The organism is Collimonas sp. GW821-FHT07E08 (assembly GCF_059418905.1).
This window is the reverse complement of record NZ_JBWKQR010000001.1, coordinates 346,443-365,204: the sequence shown is the minus strand read 5'-3', so window position 1 is coordinate 365,204 and position 18,762 is coordinate 346,443. Positions and strand designations below refer to the sequence as shown.

Annotated in this window: 15 protein-coding genes; 10 read left to right on the top strand and 5 right to left on the bottom strand. The window is 61.6% G+C overall.

What is annotated here, in order from left to right; all coding sequences use genetic code 11:
• Positions 1–55: 55 nt before the first annotated feature.
• A complete protein-coding gene (gene mnmH, locus AC07RZ_RS01715) occupies positions 56–1,117 on the bottom strand; it encodes a tRNA 2-selenouridine(34) synthase MnmH (protein ID WP_494666659.1) in 1,062 nt (353 codons plus the stop codon).
• A 92-nt stretch (positions 1,118–1,209) separates the two neighbouring features.
• Positions 1,210–1,827, bottom strand: a complete 618-nt coding sequence (locus tag AC07RZ_RS01710; protein ID WP_494666658.1) for a TetR/AcrR family transcriptional regulator — start codon at positions 1,825–1,827, stop codon at positions 1,210–1,212.
• Between the two features lie 130 nt (positions 1,828–1,957).
• Between AC07RZ_RS01710 and AC07RZ_RS01705 the strand changes: the two genes are divergently transcribed.
• Together AC07RZ_RS01705 and AC07RZ_RS01700 are read left to right on the top strand one after the other, a co-directional pair.
• The gene (locus AC07RZ_RS01705; protein ID WP_494666657.1) at positions 1,958–2,809 is read left to right on the top strand and encodes a metal-dependent hydrolase; all 852 of its coding nucleotides are present in this window, start codon (positions 1,958–1,960) and stop codon (positions 2,807–2,809) included.
• Between the two features lie 155 nt (positions 2,810–2,964).
• Complete coding sequence (locus AC07RZ_RS01700) at positions 2,965–3,570, top strand: DUF2242 domain-containing protein (protein ID WP_144736105.1); 606 nt, start codon at positions 2,965–2,967, stop codon at positions 3,568–3,570.
• Between the two features lie 77 nt (positions 3,571–3,647).
• Here the strand turns inward: AC07RZ_RS01700 and AC07RZ_RS01695 are convergent, their stop codons facing one another.
• Complete coding sequence (locus AC07RZ_RS01695; RefSeq protein WP_494666656.1) at positions 3,648–5,540, bottom strand: autotransporter outer membrane beta-barrel domain-containing protein; 1,893 nt, start codon at positions 5,538–5,540, stop codon at positions 3,648–3,650.
• A 208-nt stretch (positions 5,541–5,748) separates the two neighbouring features.
• Here AC07RZ_RS01695 and AC07RZ_RS01690 point away from each other — a divergent pair, with 208 nt between their 5' ends.
• Positions 5,749–6,216, top strand: coding sequence for an Lrp/AsnC family transcriptional regulator (locus AC07RZ_RS01690; RefSeq protein ID WP_092392021.1), 468 nt, complete (start codon positions 5,749–5,751; stop codon positions 6,214–6,216).
• 13 nt (positions 6,217–6,229) lie between these two features.
• Here the strand turns inward: AC07RZ_RS01690 and metC are convergent, their stop codons facing one another.
• Complete coding sequence (gene metC, locus AC07RZ_RS01685) at positions 6,230–7,429, bottom strand: cystathionine beta-lyase (RefSeq protein WP_092392019.1); 1,200 nt, start codon at positions 7,427–7,429, stop codon at positions 6,230–6,232.
• A gap of 308 nt (positions 7,430–7,737) precedes the next feature.
• Here metC and ilvD point away from each other — a divergent pair, with 308 nt between their 5' ends.
• From ilvD to AC07RZ_RS01660, 5 genes are all read left to right on the top strand, one after another.
• The gene (gene ilvD / locus AC07RZ_RS01680; protein WP_494666655.1) at positions 7,738–9,612 is read left to right on the top strand and encodes a dihydroxy-acid dehydratase; all 1,875 of its coding nucleotides are present in this window, start codon (positions 7,738–7,740) and stop codon (positions 9,610–9,612) included.
• A gap of 253 nt (positions 9,613–9,865) precedes the next feature.
• The gene (locus tag AC07RZ_RS01675) at positions 9,866–11,110 is read left to right on the top strand and encodes a TIGR03862 family flavoprotein (RefSeq protein WP_494666654.1); all 1,245 of its coding nucleotides are present in this window, start codon (positions 9,866–9,868) and stop codon (positions 11,108–11,110) included.
• Between the two features lie 116 nt (positions 11,111–11,226).
• On the top strand, positions 11,227–12,090 hold the full coding sequence (locus tag AC07RZ_RS01670) for a cell envelope integrity TolA family protein (protein ID WP_494666653.1): 864 nt from the start codon (positions 11,227–11,229) through the stop codon (positions 12,088–12,090).
• A 171-nt stretch (positions 12,091–12,261) separates the two neighbouring features.
• A complete protein-coding gene (mutS, locus tag AC07RZ_RS01665) occupies positions 12,262–14,916 on the top strand; it encodes a DNA mismatch repair protein MutS (protein ID WP_494666652.1) in 2,655 nt (884 codons plus the stop codon).
• Positions 14,916–15,878, top strand: coding sequence for a hypothetical protein (locus tag AC07RZ_RS01660; protein ID WP_494666651.1), 963 nt, complete (start codon positions 14,916–14,918; stop codon positions 15,876–15,878). Before mutS ends, AC07RZ_RS01660 begins: the two co-directional genes overlap by 1 nt.
• Positions 15,879–15,983: 105 nt before the next feature.
• Here the strand turns inward: AC07RZ_RS01660 and AC07RZ_RS01655 are convergent, their stop codons facing one another.
• The gene (locus AC07RZ_RS01655) at positions 15,984–16,526 is read right to left on the bottom strand and encodes an FKBP-type peptidyl-prolyl cis-trans isomerase (RefSeq protein WP_061542287.1); all 543 of its coding nucleotides are present in this window, start codon (positions 16,524–16,526) and stop codon (positions 15,984–15,986) included.
• A 156-nt stretch (positions 16,527–16,682) separates the two neighbouring features.
• On the opposite strand from AC07RZ_RS01655, the gene AC07RZ_RS01650 reads away from it, so the two are divergent.
• Together AC07RZ_RS01650 and AC07RZ_RS01645 are read left to right on the top strand one after the other, a co-directional pair.
• Positions 16,683–17,804 (top strand): JmjC domain-containing protein, encoded by a 1,122-nt coding sequence (locus AC07RZ_RS01650; protein ID WP_494666650.1) that lies wholly within the window; start codon positions 16,683–16,685, stop codon positions 17,802–17,804.
• 594 nt (positions 17,805–18,398) lie between these two features.
• Complete coding sequence (locus AC07RZ_RS01645) at positions 18,399–18,716, top strand: hypothetical protein (RefSeq protein ID WP_092414370.1); 318 nt, start codon at positions 18,399–18,401, stop codon at positions 18,714–18,716.
• The last annotated feature ends 46 nt before the right edge of the window (positions 18,717–18,762 follow it).

The window sequence follows — 18,762 nt, the reverse complement described above, 5'->3', positions numbered from 1 at the left end:
AGTCCTGAAATGAAGTCAGTCAAAGATAGGAATGCAGTATACGCGCCATCGGCGCTTATTTCTCTTGGTGCAGCTGTTGCGCCACGCGCACAAAGGCAGCGTCCGAAATATCCGGCAGGTCGATCACCTGCGCCTCGGAAAACTGGTCGAAATTCCTCCTGATCGACTGCGCGTATGCCGGATCGTAGTGCTTCAGCAGCAACTCGTCGACCAGCTCCTCGATGCGCCCCGACAAGCTCAGCTGCTGCCAGTAAGCTACCTTCTCGCGGCCATGGACATAAGCCAGGCAAGCCAGCTGGGTATTCAGCAAGGCGGGGTCGGCGATGAAATGCACGTAGTCTTCCAGCAGCAGCCGCACCCGGTCCGGACGCGACAGCGCGACCGCATAACATGGCGAGTTGCGCATGGACGCCATCAGCACCTCCGGCACCCGCAGGTTGCCGACTTTCTTGCTCTCGGATTCGACGAATACCGGACGCTGCGGATCGAAACCTTGCAGCATCTCCCAAAGCCGGCTTTCGAACTTTTTTTGCGACGGCTGCAGTTCGCTCGGCAAGTTACCCAGCACCGAGCCGCGATGCGCCGCCATCTGTTCCAGGTCCAGCACTTGCGCACCCTGTTGCGCCAGCACTTGCAGCAGGCGGCTCTTGCCGCTGCCGGTAGGGCCGCAGATTACCCTGAAGCGCAAGCCCAGCGGCAGTTCGGCCAGGCTGGCGTTGACATGCCTGCGGTACGACTGGTAGCCGCCGTCCAGCTGCGCCACCGGCCAGCCGATTTTCGCCATGATGTGCGCCATGGCGCCGCTGCGGTTGCCGCCGCGCCAGCAGTAGACCAAGGGCATCCATTCACGCGGCTTGTCCAGGAACAGCGTCTCGATATGGCGGGCGATATTGCGCGCGACCAGCACCGCGCCGAGCTTTTTCGCCTCGAAGCTGCTGACCTGCTTGTACATGGTGCCGACCTGCACCCGCTGTGCATCGTCCAGCACCGGGCAATTGATGGCGCCGGGAATATGGTCTTCGGCAAATTCCGATGGGCTGCGGGCATCGATGACCGCGTCGAACTGCTTGAGCCGGGGAAGGACTTCTTGAAAGGACAGCAATGCCGGGTATTTCATGCGCGTTTTTCTAAATCGGTTTTTGGCTGGCGGAACGACAGCACTCACGCATTATAAGCATTTGCGCCGCCCTTCCCGAATCTGGCAAATTGTCAGGCATCGTCCTGCTCCGACAGCATGCCCCAGGCCAGCCGCACCAGCTCGTCTTCGAATTCGACGCTGCCCAGCAGCGGCGACTTTTCCAGCGAAGCGCTGCGGATGGCGCCGATGACGGCGCGGGTCACCACGAACATCATGGCCGGCGTCGGCGGCCGCAGCTTGGGATGGTGGATCCGCTGCATGCTGATGGCGATCCGTTCCGCCGTCTCGCGCAGGGCTTGGGTGATGTCTTCGTGGTGATCGTGCTGCCAGGCGAAACGGACCATGGCGCGCTTGGCAGTGCGGCCGCTGCCCAGGCCCTCGATATTGATACGGATGAACTGGCGCAGGAAAGTCTTCGGATCGAGCTGGCCGACCTGGTTCTCGGCGCTTTCCATCAGTGCGTCCAGTTCGTCCATCACGCGCCGCCGCTCGCGCGCGATCAAGGCTGTCAGTATCGCTTCCTTGCTGGGGAAATACTGGTACAGGGTGCCGATCGAAAAACCGGCCTTTTCCGCCACCTTGTTGGTGGTCAGGCCGGCCGGGCCCTCGCTTTCCAGAATCTGAGCAGTGGTTTCAAAAATGGTCTCGATGGTGCGCTGCGCCCGCTCCTGGGTGGGCAATTTCCGCATGATTTCAGAGTGGGATTCTGGATTACGCTTGGCCATGTCCGTGCCTGTCGAAAACTGAGCAAGTTGCGAGTTTAAAAACTGAATAAAGCTCAGTATAGTGGTTCTATCGCAAATCGACAAAGGCAGGCCCGTGAACACCTCCACATCACTGATGGTAAGAAAACTGCTGGTCGACCTGTCGCAAGGCTTCCCGCGCCACTGGCTGGCAGGCAAACCGTTCCGTACCCAATACTTCAACGCCTTGTCGATGAGCTTTCCGGTCGGCGAGCAGGAATTCATCGATTCCGTGCGCGAGGCCGCGCAAGCGCTGCCTGATTCCCCAGAGAACAGCGCGTTGCGCGCCACGATCCAGGATTTTGTCGGGCAGGAAGCCACCCACCGCCGCGTGCACGATTTGTACAACGCCGAGCTGGAAAAGCAAGGATTGCATAACCATTGGCAGCATTGGGCCGGCGACCTGATCGCACTGGGGCGCCAGCATAAGGTTCCTGCCATGCGCAGGCTGGCGATTACCGCGGCCCTGGAACATTACACTGCGGTGATGGCCGACCTGACGCTGCGCCACCCGCCGCTGCTGGAAGGCGCGGAACCGTCCTTGCAGACCCTGTGGCGCTGGCATGCGGCAGAAGAAACCGAGCACAAGGCGGTCGCTTTCGACCTGCTCCACACGCTGGGCGGCGACTACCGGATGCGGATGCGCGGTTATGCTTTTGCCATGCTGCACTTCACCTTGATGGCGGCCGGGCAAACGATCAACAACCTCTGGCACGACCGCGTGCTGTTCAAGCCCGGCACCTGGCTGGACGCCGCCCGTTTCTTCTTTGGCCGCCATGGCCTGGTGTGGCTCAGCACCGGCCCGCTGCTAGCCTACCTGCGCCGCGATTTCCACCCATGGCAGCATGACAACCGCGAGCTGGCGGCACAATGGCTTGCCGGCAACTCCGAGCAATACACCGTGGTCCGCGGGTCAAGGATGGCCTGAGCTAGAGCTTGTTCCCGCTTGATTTGTGAGTACGCACAATTCCAAGGATTGCAACGAAACGCCTCGACTTCTGTCGAATCGGCTGAAAATCGAGCGCGCGATAGACTAAAATGCCATCGCCGCTATAAATCAGCCGACTCAAGGAGTTTTCGTTCATGTCCAGGATGTACAGTTTTTCGCGCGCCGCGCTGCTGGTCTCGCTGGCCGGCGCCCTCGCCGCCTGCTCCACCGCCAAGCCCAAGGTTTACCAAGGCGAGGAATTCAGCGAAACCAGCACTTTTTCCCACGACTTCGCCAAGTCCAGCGCGGATACCTGCGAAGCGGCGCGCCGCACCTTGCTGAGCCAGGGCTACATCATCAAGCAGGCCAAGGATGACCTGGTCGACGGCCACAAGCACTTCCAGCCGGAGAGCGACGTCCACGTCGAAATCGAATTCCATGTGGTGTGCGCCGCCAACGACAAGCAAGGCAAAAGCAGCACGCTGTTTGTCAGCGCCACCCAGGACCGCTATGCGCTCAAGAAAACCAACAACTCGGCCAGCGTCGGCTTGAGCGTGCTGGGTTCGGTATCGATGCCGATCGGCAGCACTTCCGATTCGCTGGTCAAGGTCGCCAGCGAAACGATTCCGGCCGGACAGTTCTACGATCGTTTCTTCGGCCTGATCGAACATTACCTGGGCCTCGACACCGGCTTGCCCGCGGTGGACCTGGGCGACAAGCCGGCGCTGCCGGTCAAGCCTGCGCCGAAAGCGCCGGAATAACGCTGCCCAAGAAAAAGGCCGCCGGTGTTTTCACACGCTGGCGGCCCTCAGGTTCTGCCCGGGATGTCAACAGCTGGTCAAAACGCTTTCTTCAAGCCGACCTGGAACGAATTGGTCTTGTTGCCGCCGGCGAACTGGCCGCTGTAGCTGGCAAACGCGCTGAAATCCGCAGCCAGCGCAATGCTGGCGCCGAGATCAAGCCGCGCGCTGTTGGCTGGTCCCTGGTATGCCGGCAAACCGAAGCTGCCGGCCATGCCGACCACATTGGCGCGCACATCGCGCTCGCTGTCTTTAAACTCTTTTTCCCATGCCAGCTTGGCGAACGGCTGCACCGCATATTGACCCAGCGTCAGCTTGCTGCTGACCTGCGCGCCGAGGCTGGACACCAGCGAATTGCGCCGCTGCGACTGGAAATTCATGGCCGTGCTGTCGTTGCCGCTTTCGGTGTAGCCGCCGACATTGACCTGCTGCCAGGTCAGGTTGCCGACCGGGCTCAGGACCAGCGCGCCAAGATCGAAATCGTACTGGCCGCCGATGCGCAGCAGGAACTGGTGGCCGTTGCTGCTGCCGCTCTCGCTGCGGGTGGCCGCACCCAGGGCGATATTGCGGGTCACATCCTTGTACTGCAGCGAGCCGGCCATGCCCAGCGCGTTGACAGCCCAGGCGCCGTCGCGGTATTGGGCGTAGGCCGAAAGCATGGCCTGGTCCAGCTTGAAGCCGCCGGTATCGTTGCCGAAATTCGCCCGGTTATGGGCGAAACCGAAAGCGCCGCCGACCGTAACGTTCTGGTTGACGGCGTAGTCGACGCCGACCGACACGCTGTTGGAGGAGCCGTCCAGGCCAGGATTGTTGCCGTTGTGGTCCAGGCTTTGGTGGGTATTGTCATACGCGGCATAGGCTTCGACCTGCCCCGCGCGCGGCGTCAGGCGCTGGCGCTCATCGATCACGCGGGTGAAAGCCTGGGTGCCGGCCAGCGGCGCTTCTGCCAGCATGCCGATCTGGCCGGGAGCCTGCAGCACCGATTCGACATACTGCGCCAGGATCGCATGGCCGGCGCCGGTCGGATGGACGCCGTCGGCGAACAGGTAGGCCTTGTCGGCGTTCGGCGCAACCAGGGTCGAAGTGGTGCAGGTCGACGAAGAACTGGTGGTGCAGGCCGGTGCGGTGACATTGGTGAAGCCGTACAGGCCAGGATTAGCGATCGCTTCCCGCAACAGGCCGAAGGCGTTGAGCGCGACGATGTTGCCGCCCAGGCCGCCCAAGCCGTTGTTCAGGCTGGCGTTGAAGCTGGTCGAAGCCGCCGTCCACAAGGTGGCCAGCGCCGGGATCGACGAGCCCTGCGGAGTGCGGCCGATATCCGGCAGGTTGATGACGATCACGGTGCCGGCGCCGGCCTGCTGCAATTGCCTGACCAGGCTGACCACGTTGCCGGCTTCGCCGGTGACTTGCTGGATGGTTTGCACCGCGGTGGCGGTCTGCGTCGCCGGATTGAGCAGGCCGGCGATATTGGTCTGGGTGTAGCCGAACACATCGTTGGCGCCGGCCCAGACTGCATACAGGCCCTTGCTGTCGAGGTGCGGATTGGCCGCCAGGTAAGCCTGGACCTGGCTGGCGACGGTCGGCACCAAAGGCGCCGTGGCGGCGTCGGGCCAGCCGTTCTGGCTGGTCACGCGCGCGCCGCCGACTGCGTAGTCGGTGCCGCCGGCCGCCTGCACGCCGCTCGGCGTCAGCACCGCGGCCGGATTGGCGGTGGTGCCGTATTTATGCGCCAGGAGCTGCGCCCAGACGGGATCCGGGTTGGTGGTGAACGACGGCTGCTTGCCCACTCCGGTGAAATAGCCGGTATCGGTCAGCGAGTCGCCGAAAAACACCATCTGCGAAAAATTCGCAGCGCCGGCCGGCGCGCAGATGACGAACCCGGCGCCCAGTACGGCAGCGGTACGGGTCGCCAATGTCAGTGCACGGGCCATGGGGCGCAGGCGGAATGGTTTTGCTAATGAAATGCGCAATTGTGTCTCCCTCTTGTATTTATAGATGTTGCGCCATTAATATCTGCTTCCCGGGCTGCAAAGTCAATCGAGGACATAGGCAAAACACTCGAAATCCACTGCGTCCGCACAAGTGGCGCTAAACTGCTTCTGCCAACTGCGCAAGCACTCATCGTGAACCATACCGACCATGGATAAAATAGATAAACAGATTCTGGCCATCCTGCAAGAAGACGCCAGCACGCCGGTGGCGGAAATCGCCGAGAAGGTCAACCTGTCGTCGACGCCTTGCTGGCGCCGCATACAGAAACTGGAAGAGGATGGCGTGGTGTTGCGCCGGGTGGCGCTGCTGGACGCCAACAAGCTCAATGTCGGCGTGACGGTATTCGTATCGATCAAGACCAACCAGCATAACGCCGGCTGGTATGCGCAATTCAGCAATACCGTAAAACTGATTCCCGAAGTGGTCGAGTTCTACCGCATGAGCGGCAACATCGATTACCTGCTGCGGGTGGTGGTGCCGAATATCGCCGCCTACGACGCGGTGTACCAGAAGCTGACGCAGTCGAACGCGCTGTTCGACGTCAACGCCAGCTTCGCCATGGAACAGATCAAGCACACTACCGCGCTGCCGCTTGACTATGCCGGGCTAGACTGATCCGGCCGGCTGCCTACAGCGCCTGCTCCATGCGCTTGAACGCCTGGCCCATGTCGGCGATCAGGTCGTCGATGTTTTCCAGGCCGACGTGGATCCGCACCAGCGGATTCGGGTAGGTGGTTGCCGACGCCACGCGGGTCGGCGGTTTGTCCAGCGGCAAAGCCAGGCTTTCAAAACCGCCCCACGACAAGCCGATCCCGAACAATTGCAAGCCATCGAAGAATTTCGACAGCGCAGGCCGGCCGACTTCTTTCAAGGCAATCGTGAACAGGCCGCTGGCGCCGAGGAAATCGCGCTGCCACAGCTTGTGGCCGGGATCCGACGGCAGCGCCGGATGCAATACGCGCTCCACCAACGGCTGGGTCTGCAGGTATTCCGCCAACTGGATGCCGCTCTCCGAATGCTGGCGCAGGCGCACCGACATGCTGCGCATGCCGCGCAAAGCCAGGTAGATATCGTCCGGGCCGGCGGTCTGGCCGAAGTCGTGGGCGCCGTGCTTGAGGATGCACCAGGCCCGTTCATTGGCGCTGGCGACGCCCAGCAAGGCGTCGGAGTGGCCGACGATATATTTGGTGGCGGCGTGGATCGAGACGTCGACGCCATGTTCGAACGGCTTGAAAAACAGCGGCGTGGCCCAGGTATTGTCGAGCAAGACGTAAGCGCCGACCTTATGCGCCTCTTCGGCGATGGCCGGGATGTCCTGCACCTCGAAGGTCCACGATCCGGGCGACTCGACAAACACCACGCTGGTGTTCGGCCGCAGCAAAGTGCGGATTTCGCCGCCGATCAGCGGATCGAAATACTCAACTTCCACGCCCATGCGGCGCAAGACGCGGTCAGCGAAGGTGCGGGTCGGGCCATACACGCTGTCGGTCATCAGGACGTGGTCGCCGCTTTTGACGAAAGCCATGATGCTGTGGGTGCAGGCCGACAGGCCGGACGGAAACACCAGGCAGTTGTGGCCGCCTTCCAGCGTCACGATCGCCTGCTCGAAGGAGCGCGTGGTCGGCGTGCCGAAGCGGCCGTAATTGGACATCGGATTGTCGATCTGGCGCGCGGCTTCCCAGTCTTCCAGGTTGTTGGCGATGATGGTCGAACCGCGGAACACCGGCGTATTCACCATGCCGGCAAAACGCGCCGGTTCGCGGCCGCAGTGCACCAGCTGCGTATCGACATGGGTTGCCGGGGAAGCTGAAGAATGATCGGAAGACATAAGAAACGCTCCATGCTGGACTGTACGGCGAGATTACCTGTAGCCATTGTAGGGTCGTCCGCATGGAAAATTATTGCAACAAACGACATGGAATCACGATTTATTAGAATAATTTACTAATATTTTAATTATTTAAAGAAATTAAATACAAATCAGCAAGAAAATACGCAGCCAGGCATTCTCAAAGGCGCAAAATCCAATATATATGCAATAGATATTAATAAGCCACAAATCATATATTTGACATGGCGTTATGGGCAAGGCAATCTAACGTCAGCCTTAAGCCATCAATCCTGGAGATGCAGATCATGCCGCAATACCGTTCCCGCACCACTACCCACGGCCGCAACATGGCCGGCGCCCGCGCCCTGTGGCGCGCCACAGGCATGAAAGACGGCGATTTCGACAAGCCGATCATTGCCGTGGTCAACTCGTTTACCCAGTTCGTGCCTGGCCACGTCCACCTCAAGGACCTGGGCCAGATGGTCGCGCGCGAGATCGAAGCGGCCGGCGGCGTCGCCAAGGAATTCAATACGATCGCGGTCGACGACGGCATCGCCATGGGCCACGGCGGTATGCTCTATTCGCTGCCTTCGCGCGAACTGATCGCCGATTCGGTGGAGTACATGGTCAACGCCCACTGCGCCGACGCCATGGTGTGCATCTCCAATTGCGACAAGATCACGCCCGGCATGCTGATGGCGGCGATGCGCCTGAACATCCCTGTGGTGTTCGTTTCCGGCGGCCCGATGGAAGCGGGCAAAGTGGTTGAAAAACTGCCAGGCGTAGCCGTCATCGACCAGAAAATCTTCAAGATCGACCTGGTCGACGCCATGATCAAGGCCGGCGACGCCTCCGTCAGCGATGCCGACATCGCGGAAATCGAACGCTCGGCCTGCCCTACCTGCGGTTCCTGTTCCGGCATGTTCACCGCCAACTCGATGAACTGCCTGACCGAAGCGCTGGGCCTGGCGCTGCCCGGCAACGGCACCATCCTCGCTACCCATGCCGACCGCAAGGAACTGTTCCTGCGCGCCGGCCGCCTGATAGTCGAACTGGCCAAACGCCATTACGAGCAAGACGACTATTCGGTCCTGCCGCGCACCATCGCCAGCAAGGCTTCGTTCGAGAACGCCATGACGCTGGATGTCGCCATGGGCGGCTCGACCAACACCGTGCTGCACTTGCTGGCCGCGGCGCAGGAAGCCGAAGTCGATTTCAAGATGGCCGACATCGACCGCATCTCGCGCCACGTTCCTTGCCTGTGCAAGGTGGCCCCGATGACCGACAAATACCATATCGAAGACGTCCACCGCGCCGGCGGCATCGTCAGCATCCTGGGCGAACTGGCGCGCGCCGGCCTGCTCGACACCAGCCGTCCGACCATCCACGCCAAGACGCTGGCCGAGGCCATCGCCAACAACGACATCACCCAGACCCAGGACGCCGCGGTGCATAAGCTGTTCAGCGCGGCTCCCGGCGGCGTGCCGACCCAGGTCGCGTTCTCCCAGGAAAAACGGTTCGCCAGCCTCGACACCGACCGCAGCAACGGCTGCATCCGCGACAAGGCCCATGCCTATTCGCAGGACGGCGGCCTGGCGGTCCTGTACGGCAACCTGGCGGAAAACGGCTGCATCGTGAAAACCGCGGGCGTCGATGAAAGCATCCTCAAGTTCAGCGGCCGGGCGCGCGTCTTCGAAAGCCAGGACGACGCCGTGGAAGCGATCCTGGGCGACACCGTGCATGCCGGCGACGTCGTCATCATCCGCTACGAAGGACCGAAAGGCGGCCCCGGCATGCAGGAAATGCTGTATCCGACGTCGTATATCAAGTCCAAGGGCCTGGGCAAATCCTGCGCGCTGTTCACCGACGGCCGCTTCTCCGGCGGTTCGTCCGGCCTGGTGATCGGCCATGCCTCGCCGGAAGCGGCGGAAGGCGGCGCCATCGGCCTGGTGGAGGAAGGCGACATCATTGAAATCGACATCCCGGAACGCCGCATGCACTTGAAAATCAGCGACAGCGAACTGGCTCAGCGGCGCGCCGCGATGGAAGCCAAGGGCAAGGACGCCTGGAAACCGGTCAACCGCCAGCGTTACGTATCGCAGGCCTTGCAGGCCTACGCCGCCATGGCGACTTCGGCCGACCGCGGCGCGGTGCGCGACATCAGCCAGCTCAAGCGTTAAGCGGTATACGCATTTGTGTCCTAGCGTTTATCTAGCAAGAAAAATGTAACTCTCTGTAAAAGAGGCTGGTGCAAACCAGCCTCTTTTGTTTCCATGTCACCAGTACCGCAGAGCCCGCATGCGGCCCGTGGCCGTTGCTGCAATATGGTAAAGTTGCAGACCGCTTCCTCTGGCAGATTTTTATGGCAGTTCCTGCAACTCTTCCTGTTAAACCTCGCTTGGATCACACTGCAGGATTGGCTTCTCCCGACTGATGACATCGTTGAATAATTCCGGATTGCAAAAAACAGTCGCCGTTATCGGCGGCGGCCCCGCCGGCCTGATGGCGGCCGAAGTGCTGGCGGCCGGCGGCTTGCAAGTCCATGTGTACGACGCCATGCCGTCGGTAGGCCGCAAATTCCTGCTGGCCGGCAAAGGCGGCATGAACCTGACCCATTCCGAGCCCTACGACGATTTCCTGTCTCGCTACGGCGCCCGCCGCCCGCAAATCGCACCGCTGCTGGAGCAGTTCAGCCCGGACGCGCTGCGCGCATGGGTGCACGCGCTTGGCATAGACACCTTCATCGGTTCCTCCGGCCGCGTGTTCCCGACCGACATGAAGGCCGCGCCGCTGCTGCGCGCCTGGCTGCACCGCTTGCGCCAGGCCGGCGTCGGCTTTCACATGCGCCATCGCTGGCTGGGCTGGGACGAAGCCGGCGCGCTGTCTTTCGAAACCCCGCAAGGTCCGCTCGCGGCGCATGCCGACGCCGTGGTGCTGGCCTTGGGCGGCGGCAGCTGGGCCCGCCTGGGTTCCGACGCCAAATGGGTGCCGCTGCTGGCGCAGCGCGACGTTCCGCTGGCTCCGCTGCTGCCGGCCAACTGTGGTTTCGAGGCCAGCTGGAGCGAATATTTCCGCGACCACTTTGCCGGCCATCACCTGAAATCGGTCGCCATCGCTGTGGACGATGGCGATCAGCCGGCGCAGCGCAAGCAAGGTGAATTCGTGATCACCGCCGACGGCGTCGAAGGCAGCCTGATCTATGCGCTGTCAGCCGGCCTGCGCGACCGCATCGCCGCCAGCGGCAGCGCCCTGGTCTACCTCGACCTGTTGCCGGACTGGTCCTTGCAGCGCGTGACCGATGAAGTGGCGCGGCCGCGCGGCGCGCGTTCCTGGTCGAGCCACCTGCAAAGCCGCCTGGGCTTGAAAGGCGTCAAGACCAGCCTGCTGCGGGAACTGGTGCCGGCCGCCGATTTCGGCCAGCCCTTGCTGCTGGCGCAAGCGATCAAGGCGTTGCCGCTGACCTTGCTGGCCGCCCGCCCTATCGACGAAGCCATCAGCAGCGCCGGCGGCGTGAGCTTCGAAGGCATGGATCCGCAGCTCATGCTGAAGACCCTGCCCGGCGTATTCTGCGCCGGCGAAATGCTCGACTGGGAAGCCCCCACCGGCGGCTACCTGCTAAGCGCCTGCCTGGCGTCCGGACGGGCTGCCGGCAATGGCGTTTTAAGCTGGTTGCGGTAACATGACGACCTTTGGCTCCTGGCTCCTGCCGGCGGATGGCGCAGCTTCCCGAGGAGCCGCCATTCAATTTGCAATCACGTTGACGACACAAGGCTGAACCGATGAAGGAAGGGAGTGTGAATCCAGGCGAACTGTCGCAGGCTGACCAGCAGCGAGCCGGCCAATGGCGCATTTCCAAGATCGTCGGCGTGCTGGTTTCGGTCCTGGTCCACGTTTTCGGCATCTGGTTTTTGCTGACCAAGCTGGCGGTCGAGATGCCGGTGGCGTCGCCGTCGCCCGGCAACATGGGATTGCTGCTGATCAGCGAGGCGGCGGCGCCCAGCAGCGTGCCGCCGCCGAAAACGCAGGCCACCCCGGCCAAGCCGAAATCCGCACCCAAGCCGCGCAAGAGCGCGCCCAAACAGGAACAGGTGCGCAAGCCGGTTGTCGCAACAGCGCCGGAACCGGCTATACCGCCGCCGCCCGATGCGCCCAAGTACCAGCAATCGGTGGAGGAAGATTTTTCTACGCACATCCAGGCCGCGCGCCAGCGGCGCGAAGCGGCCCTGGCCCAGGAACGCGCCGAGGCCGGCGAGACCGCGGAAGATGCGCCGCAATCGCCGAACGATATCGCGCGCGCCAACATCCAGGCGCAACGCGGCTGGATGGGCATGGACAAGGACAAGTCCGGCGGCATTTTCGAAGTGCGCGACAAGACCCCGTTCCGGGCCAGCCTGATTTTCCGCGGCTGGAACGCGAATGTCAGCCGGAGCGCGCAGCAGAATATCGCGGTTGAGCGCGGCAGCGACGAGAGCATCGAAATGGCGATCGTCAATAAAATGATCGAGATGATCCGCAAGAAGACCAGCACCGATATTCCGTGGCGTTCGCAACGGCTGGGGCGCGTCATCACGCTCAGCGCCAGGCTGAAAGATACCGCCGAACTGCAGCAGTTCCTGATGCGCGAAATGTTTTACCAGGACAGCGCGCCGCCGCGATAAAAAAGCCCGGCAATGCTTGTGCAACAGGCATCGCCGGCTGCAAAGAAATGGCGGCTGAGCCTTGTTCGGCTTACAATATCGCCTATTCCCGAATATTAGCAATCAGGCGTGGTCCAGCGCCTGAGAAAGAACCCATTTAATGCAATCAAATTTCCAGCAACGGGCCGCCCGATGACGGCAGCGGCACAAAAAGTTTCACCCGGCATGCAGCAGTACCTCGGCATCAAGGCCGACTATCCGGACACGCTCGTGTTTTACCGGATGGGGGATTTTTACGAACTGTTTTTCGACGACGCCGAAAAAGCGGCGCGCCTGCTCGGCATCACGCTGACCGCCCGCGGCACCTACAATAACGCGCCGATCAAGATGTGCGGCGTACCGTTCCATTCCGCCGACCAGTACCTGGCCAAGCTGATCAAGCTGGGCGAATCGGTGGCGCTGTGCGAGCAGATCGGCGACCCCGCCACCAGCAAGGGCCCGGTCGACCGCAAAGTGCTGCGCGTGATCACCCCCGGCACCCTGACCGACTCCAACCTGCTGCCGGAAAAATCGGACCAGCCTTTGCTGGCGCTGTATGTCACCCAGCAGCGCAAGGCGGTCAAGGTCGGCCTGGCCTGGCTGTCGATGGCCAGCGGCGCGCTGAAGATGATGGAATTCGCGTGCGAACCGGCGACGCTGGATACCCTGCTGAAGCAGGAACTGGAGCGCATCGCGCCGGCCGAGATCCTGGCCGCCGACATGGTGGAAACCATGTTGGGCAGCGCAGTGGTCGACAAAGCCACCACCGTGCCGGAATGGCATTTCGATATCGCCAACGGCCAGAAATCCCTGCTCGACCAGCTCGCCGTCAGCAGCCTGGGCGGCTTCGGCGCCGAAGGCTTGAGCGCCGCTATCGGCGCCGCCGGCGCCCTGCTGCGTTATGCACAGTCGACCCAGGGCAAGGGCTTGCAGCATGTGCGCACGCTCACGGTTGAAACCGAAAACGAATTCATCGGCCTCGACGCCGCCACCCGGCGCAACCTGGAACTGACAGAAACCATACGCGGCCAGGATGCCTCGTCCGGCGCGCCCACCCTGTTTTCGCTGCTGGACCACTGCCGCACGGCGATGGGTTCGCGCCTGCTGCGCCACTGGCTGCACCATGCCAAGCGCGACCAGGCCGTGGCGCGCGGCCGCCACGCGGCGATCGGCGCGCTGATCGCCGCCGATACCGGCAGCGCCATTTCCGGCACGCTGAGCGCGGTGCCGGACATCGAACGCATCACCGCCCGCATTGCCCTGCTGTCGGCGCGGCCGCGCGACCTGGCCGGCTTGCGCGACGGCTTGCTGCAACTCGACTCACTGCGTGCCGACATCGCCATGTGCGGCGGCGAAAATCAGGCTGAAAATCAGGTGCCGCTGCTGCAGGAGCTGCAGATCGCGCTGGAAACCCCGGTCGACTGCCTGCAGCTGCTGCAGACCGCGATCGCTGCCGAACCGTCGACCATGGTGCGCGACGGCGGCGTCATCGCCGCCGGCTTCGACGCCGAACTGGACGAGCTGCGCGGACTGTCGGAAAACGCTGGCCAGTACCTGGTCGACCTGGAAACGCGCGAACGGGCGCGCACCGGCATCGCTAACCTGCGCGTCGAATACAACAAGGTGCACGGGTTTTACATCGAGGTCACCCACGGCCAGACCACCAAGGTGCCGGACGATTACCGCCGGCGCCAGACCCTGAAGAATGCCGAGCGCTACATCACGCCGGAACTGAAAGCCTTTGAAGACAAGGCCCTGTCGGCACAGGAACGCGCGCTGATCCGCGAGAAGGCGCTGTACGAACAGATCCTGCAAGACCTGGCGCCGCATATCGGCACCTTGCAAAGCATCGCCCATGCCCTGGCCCAGCTCGATACCCTGGTGGCCCTGGCCGACCACGCCGCGCGCAACGGCTGGTGCGTGCCGCGGCTGGTGGCCGAACCGGCGATCCAGATCGTGCAAGGACGCCATCCGGTGGTCGAAAAGCAGATTGAACGCTTCATCGCCAACGACTGCCAGCTGTCGACCGAACGCAAGCTGCTGCTGATCACCGGCCCCAACATGGGCGGTAAATCGACCTTCATGCGCCAGGTGGCGCTGATCACCCTGCTCGCTTACGTCGGCAGCTACGTGCCGGCCGACAGCGCCGTGCTGGGCCCGATCGACCGCATCTTCACCCGCATCGGCGCCGCCGACGACCTGGCCGGCGGCCGCTCCACCTTCATGGTGGAAATGACCGAATCGGCAGCCATCCTCAACGGCGCCAGCGAAAATTCGCTGGTGCTGATGGATGAAGTGGGCCGCGGCACCTCGACCTTCGACGGCCTGGCGCTGGCATGGGCGATCGCGCGCCACCTGATCGAAGCCACCCGCAGCTTCACGTTGTTCGCCACCCACTATTTCGAACTGACCCAGCTGCCGGACCTGCATCCGTCGGCGGCCAATGTGCATTTGTCGGCGGTGGAGCACAAGGACAGCATCGTGTTCCTGCATGCGGTACAGGCCGGGCCGGCATCCCAGAGCTACGGCCTGCAGGTGGCGCAGCTGGCTGGCGTGCCGGCGCCGGTGATCCGCGCCGCCCGCAAGCACCTGGCTTTGCTGGAATCGCAGTCGGTGCAGCCGACGCCGCAGTTCGACCTGTTTGCGCAAGCCGCCAGCATGGACGCCGACGAAGCCGGCGGCGACACAGCGCTGGACAGCGAACTGATGATCGCCCTGGACAGCATCGACCCCGATGCCCTGACCCCGCGCGAAGCGCTGGAACAGCTGTACCGGCTGAAACATCTCGTCGCCGGGCAGAAAAACTGATGAGCGCCGTCGGCCGCCCCCGCAGGTTGCCGCTTCGGCTGGCGCTGTTGCTGGCGCTGACGGCAAGCTGCAGCGCTGTGCTGGCGGAAACCACCAGCTTCAGTTTTGGCGTGATCGCGCATGTGTTTCGCAGCAGTGCGGATGAAACGGCGCTGCGCAGCGCCATCAGCGAAACCGACGCCGACAACCTGGCGTTTGTGGTGGCCAACGGCATCAAGGCCAGCAGCGAACCGTGCACCGACAAGCTGTACGGCCAGCGCAAGGTTTTGCTGAACAGCGCAAAAAACGGCTTGATCGTGTCGCTGTCCGCCAGCGACTGGGTGACATGCAGGACCGCGGCCGACCGCTCGGCTGCGATAGAGCGCCTGGGCCGGATCCGCGACCTGTTCTTTTCCGACGAATTTTCTTTTGGCGACAGCAAGATCCCGCTGATCCGGCAATCGACTTCGCCGAAATTTCGCAGCTATGTGGAGAACGCGCGCTGGGAAATCGGCAACGTGGTGTTCGCCACCATCAACCTGCCCGCCGCCAACAACCACTACCTGGCGGAAGGCGGCCGCAACAGCGAATTCGAGGACAGGCAGATCGCCAACCGGGAGTGGCTGCAGCGCATTTTCCTGAATGCCTCGCAAAAGAAATCGGATGCGGTGGTCCTGTTTTGCGACGGCGATCCGCTGGCCACCCAGCGCCATCGCGTGTTCGACTTCAACGTCAAGCGCGACGGCTTTGCCGAAATCCGCCAGCGCATCAGCTCGCACGCCGCGCATTTCGAGGGCAAGGTGCTGGTGATCCACGGGCCGCACGGGGCCAGCTTATCCAATCCGCCGAACATCGTCTGGCAACGCAACCTGGGCGACCTCGAAATTCCCGCCGGCTGGCTGAAAGTGATGGTCGACCCGGCCAGCCCGAAACTGTTCGAACTCGGCAAGCCGGCAGACCAGCCTGTGCTGTCGCGCCGTTAACCGTAGCGCAGGCAAGCGCCTGGAAACAAAAAAAGCCGCAGAACATGTCTGCGGCTTTTTTCCTGATGCGCCGTCGCGGCTGCGACGACACAAATCACCGATGCTTTAGTGGATAGGATGGCTGCGGAAATGATCGTCAGCGCCATCGTCGTCATGATCGTCATGGTCATGGCCGTGAGCGCCGTGCACATGCTGATGGGCGATTTCTTCTTCCGAGGCGGCGCGGACTTCGGTCACGCTCAGGTCGAAACGCAGGGCAATCCCGGCCAGCGGATGATTACCGTCGAGCACCACCTTGTCGTCGGCAATGTCGGTCACCGTGAAAATCAATGCCTGTTCTTCTTCATCCTCGTTGTCCGGCGTGCCCTCGAACTGCATCCCGACTTCCAGCGGCGTCGGCAGGCGGTTGCGCGGCTCTATCTTGACCAGGTTCGAATCGTATTCGCCGAACGCGTCGTCCGGCTCAACCTGCAGCTCGGTTTGATAGCCGACTTCCTTGCCATCCAGTGCTTCTTCGATTTTCGGCAGCGTGTTTTCGTAACCGCCGTGCAGATACACCATCGGTTCGCTGCTTTCTTCGATCAGATTGCCTTGGGCATCTGACAATTTGTAGCGTACAGTCACTACCGTATTTTTGGCAATCTTCATGATCATTCCTTTCATTTAACATGCGTTCGGATTATACCCGCCGGAACGGCCCTGCCTCGCCGGGATAGCAAAAAATTACACCATGCGCCCGCCCAAACGGCTTGAATCCACATCCCTGGCCCGATTTTACGGCATCCAACCCGATATAATGACGGCATGAAAAATTCAACACTCCTGGGCGGCCTGTCGCCCGCGCAATTTTTACGCGATTACTGGCACAAGAAACCCCTGCTGATCCGCCAGGCCCTGCCTGGCTTCATCCCCTTGCTGACGCCCGACGCCTTGTTTGAACTGGCGCAGCGGGACGACGTCGAATCGCGCCTGGTGACCCATTTCAAGCAGCAATGGCAAGTCAGCAACGGCCCGGCCCTGGAGCTGCCGGACACGGCGCAGAAGGACTGGACCCTGCTGGTGCAAGGCGTCAACCTGCACGACGACGGCGCCGACGCCCTGCTGCGCCAGTTCCGCTTCATCCCCGACGCACGGCTGGACGACCTGATGATCAGCTATGCGACCGACAATGGCGGCGTCGGTCCGCACTTTGACTCCTACGATGTGTTTTTGCTGCAGGCCCATGGCCAGCGGCGCTGGAAAATCGGCGCTACCCAGGACCTGACCCTGGTGGAAGGCAGCGCGCTGAAGATACTGAAGAACTTCACGCCCGAGCAGGAATTCATCCTGGAACCGGGCGACATGCTGTACCTGCCGCCGCAATACGCCCACGACGGCACCGCGATCGGCGAGTGCATGACGTATTCGATCGGCTTCCGCGCCCCGCCGTTCCAGGAACTGGGCGAAGCCTTCCTGCAGTTCATGGCGGACTCGATCGACCTGCCGGGACGCTATGCCGACCCGGACCTGCAGGCTAGCAAGCATCCGGCGGAAATCGGCGCCGCCATGCTGACGCAAATCTCGGACGAACTCAACAAGGTGCGCTTCACCGAGGATGACATTGCGATTTTCGTCGGCGAATATTTGTCCGAACCCAAGGCCAATGTGTTTTTCGAATCGCCGGCGCGGCCGCTGACCCTGGCGCGCTTTACCGCTGCGTTGAACAAGCGTGGCGTTGCGCTGTCGCGCAAGACCCAGATGCTGTATCGCGGCAAGCACGTATTCATCAACGGCGAATCGTTCGCCGCGGGCCGTGCCGACAAAGCATCGCTGACGCTGTTGGCAGACCAGCGCCGGCTCGACAGCGAAGCTGCCGCCAAGGTTTCCACCGATGTGCTGGAGGCGCTCTACACCTGGTACGAAGACGGCTGGATTACCCTCGGCTGATTGCGGGGGCGCGCTTCAGGCCGGCCGCGCAGGATGCCTTCCCTGCCATGGCGATGCAGCGGAATGTTATCGCGGCTGCTTTAAATAAGCAGCCGCGAATAAGAAACTGCGAGAAACCACATCTGAAACTTAGTTATAGAATAAATATAACTTTGTTTTAATGCCATTAATAATAAAACAAATACCGGAGTTAATATTTAATCCGGCCGCCACAAACATTATCTGCAATTCACACTATTTAACAAATAAACTGTCAAAAGCGGATATCCATTCACATTTGCCGCGGCTAGTCATGCGGCGACGGCAAACGTGCATTCAGCGACAAACTGAATAAGTACGGCAGACACTCGTCATCGATAAGCCGACGGCGTTTACCCGGACACGCGAGAGCGCTGTTGCATTGATACAAATTCTTACCAAATAGCAAACCGTTAATGTCATATTTAACAAATTCCAGCTATAATTCTGAGCTGGAAAGTTTTTGTTGCATCGCGATGCGCAGTCCCGGCAAAGCACTGCGAAAACATCCTGTAGAGCGATAATTACCGGTAATTATTCATCGCAAAATTTTTGATTACTACTGAAGGAACATTCATGAAAAAAACACTGTTGATCGCATCCCTGTTGGCTCTGACTCTGGCTGCTTGCGGCAAAAAAGACGAAGCTCCTGCTGCTGACGCTGCTCCTGCTGCATCCGTCGCTGCTCCTGCTGCTGCTGACGCTGCTGCATCCGCTGCATCCGACGCTGCTGCTGCTGCAACTGCCGCTGGTTCGGCTGCTGCTGACGCTGCAACTGCTGCTGGTTCCGCTGCTGCTGCCGCCGGTTCCGCTGCTGCTGATGCTGCTCACACAGCTGTTGACGCTGCTGCTGACGCTGCTAAAGCTGCTGCCGCACCTGCTGCTTCCAAGTAATCATTGGTTGCTTAAAAAAAGCCGACCCATGGGTCGGCTTTTTTAT

Excerpts from the sequence above, each read along its gene's own strand:
- mnmH (WP_494666659.1), bottom strand. The coding sequence starts at position 1,117 with ATGAAATACCCGGCATTGCTGTCCTTTCAAGAAGTCCTTCCCCGGCTC.
- AC07RZ_RS01710 (WP_494666658.1), bottom strand. The coding sequence starts at position 1,827 with ATGCGGAAATTGCCCACCCAGGAGCGGGCGCAGCGCACCATCGAGACC.
- AC07RZ_RS01700 (WP_144736105.1), top strand. The coding sequence starts at position 2,965 with ATGTCCAGGATGTACAGTTTTTCGCGCGCCGCGCTGCTGGTCTCGCTG.
- AC07RZ_RS01695 (WP_494666656.1), bottom strand. The coding sequence starts at position 5,540 with ATGGCCCGTGCACTGACATTGGCGACCCGTACCGCTGCCGTACTGGGC.
- AC07RZ_RS01690 (WP_092392021.1), top strand. The coding sequence starts at position 5,749 with ATGGATAAAATAGATAAACAGATTCTGGCCATCCTGCAAGAAGACGCC.
- metC (WP_092392019.1), bottom strand. The coding sequence starts at position 7,429 with ATGTCTTCCGATCATTCTTCAGCTTCCCCGGCAACCCATGTCGATACG.
- ilvD (WP_494666655.1), top strand. The coding sequence starts at position 7,738 with ATGCCGCAATACCGTTCCCGCACCACTACCCACGGCCGCAACATGGCC.
- AC07RZ_RS01675 (WP_494666654.1), top strand. The coding sequence starts at position 9,866 with ATGACATCGTTGAATAATTCCGGATTGCAAAAAACAGTCGCCGTTATC.
- mutS (WP_494666652.1), top strand. The coding sequence starts at position 12,262 with ATGACGGCAGCGGCACAAAAAGTTTCACCCGGCATGCAGCAGTACCTC.
- AC07RZ_RS01660 (WP_494666651.1), top strand. The coding sequence starts at position 14,916 with ATGAGCGCCGTCGGCCGCCCCCGCAGGTTGCCGCTTCGGCTGGCGCTG.
- AC07RZ_RS01655 (WP_061542287.1), bottom strand. The coding sequence starts at position 16,526 with ATGAAGATTGCCAAAAATACGGTAGTGACTGTACGCTACAAATTGTCA.
- AC07RZ_RS01650 (WP_494666650.1), top strand. The coding sequence starts at position 16,683 with ATGAAAAATTCAACACTCCTGGGCGGCCTGTCGCCCGCGCAATTTTTA.
- AC07RZ_RS01645 (WP_092414370.1), top strand. The coding sequence starts at position 18,399 with ATGAAAAAAACACTGTTGATCGCATCCCTGTTGGCTCTGACTCTGGCT.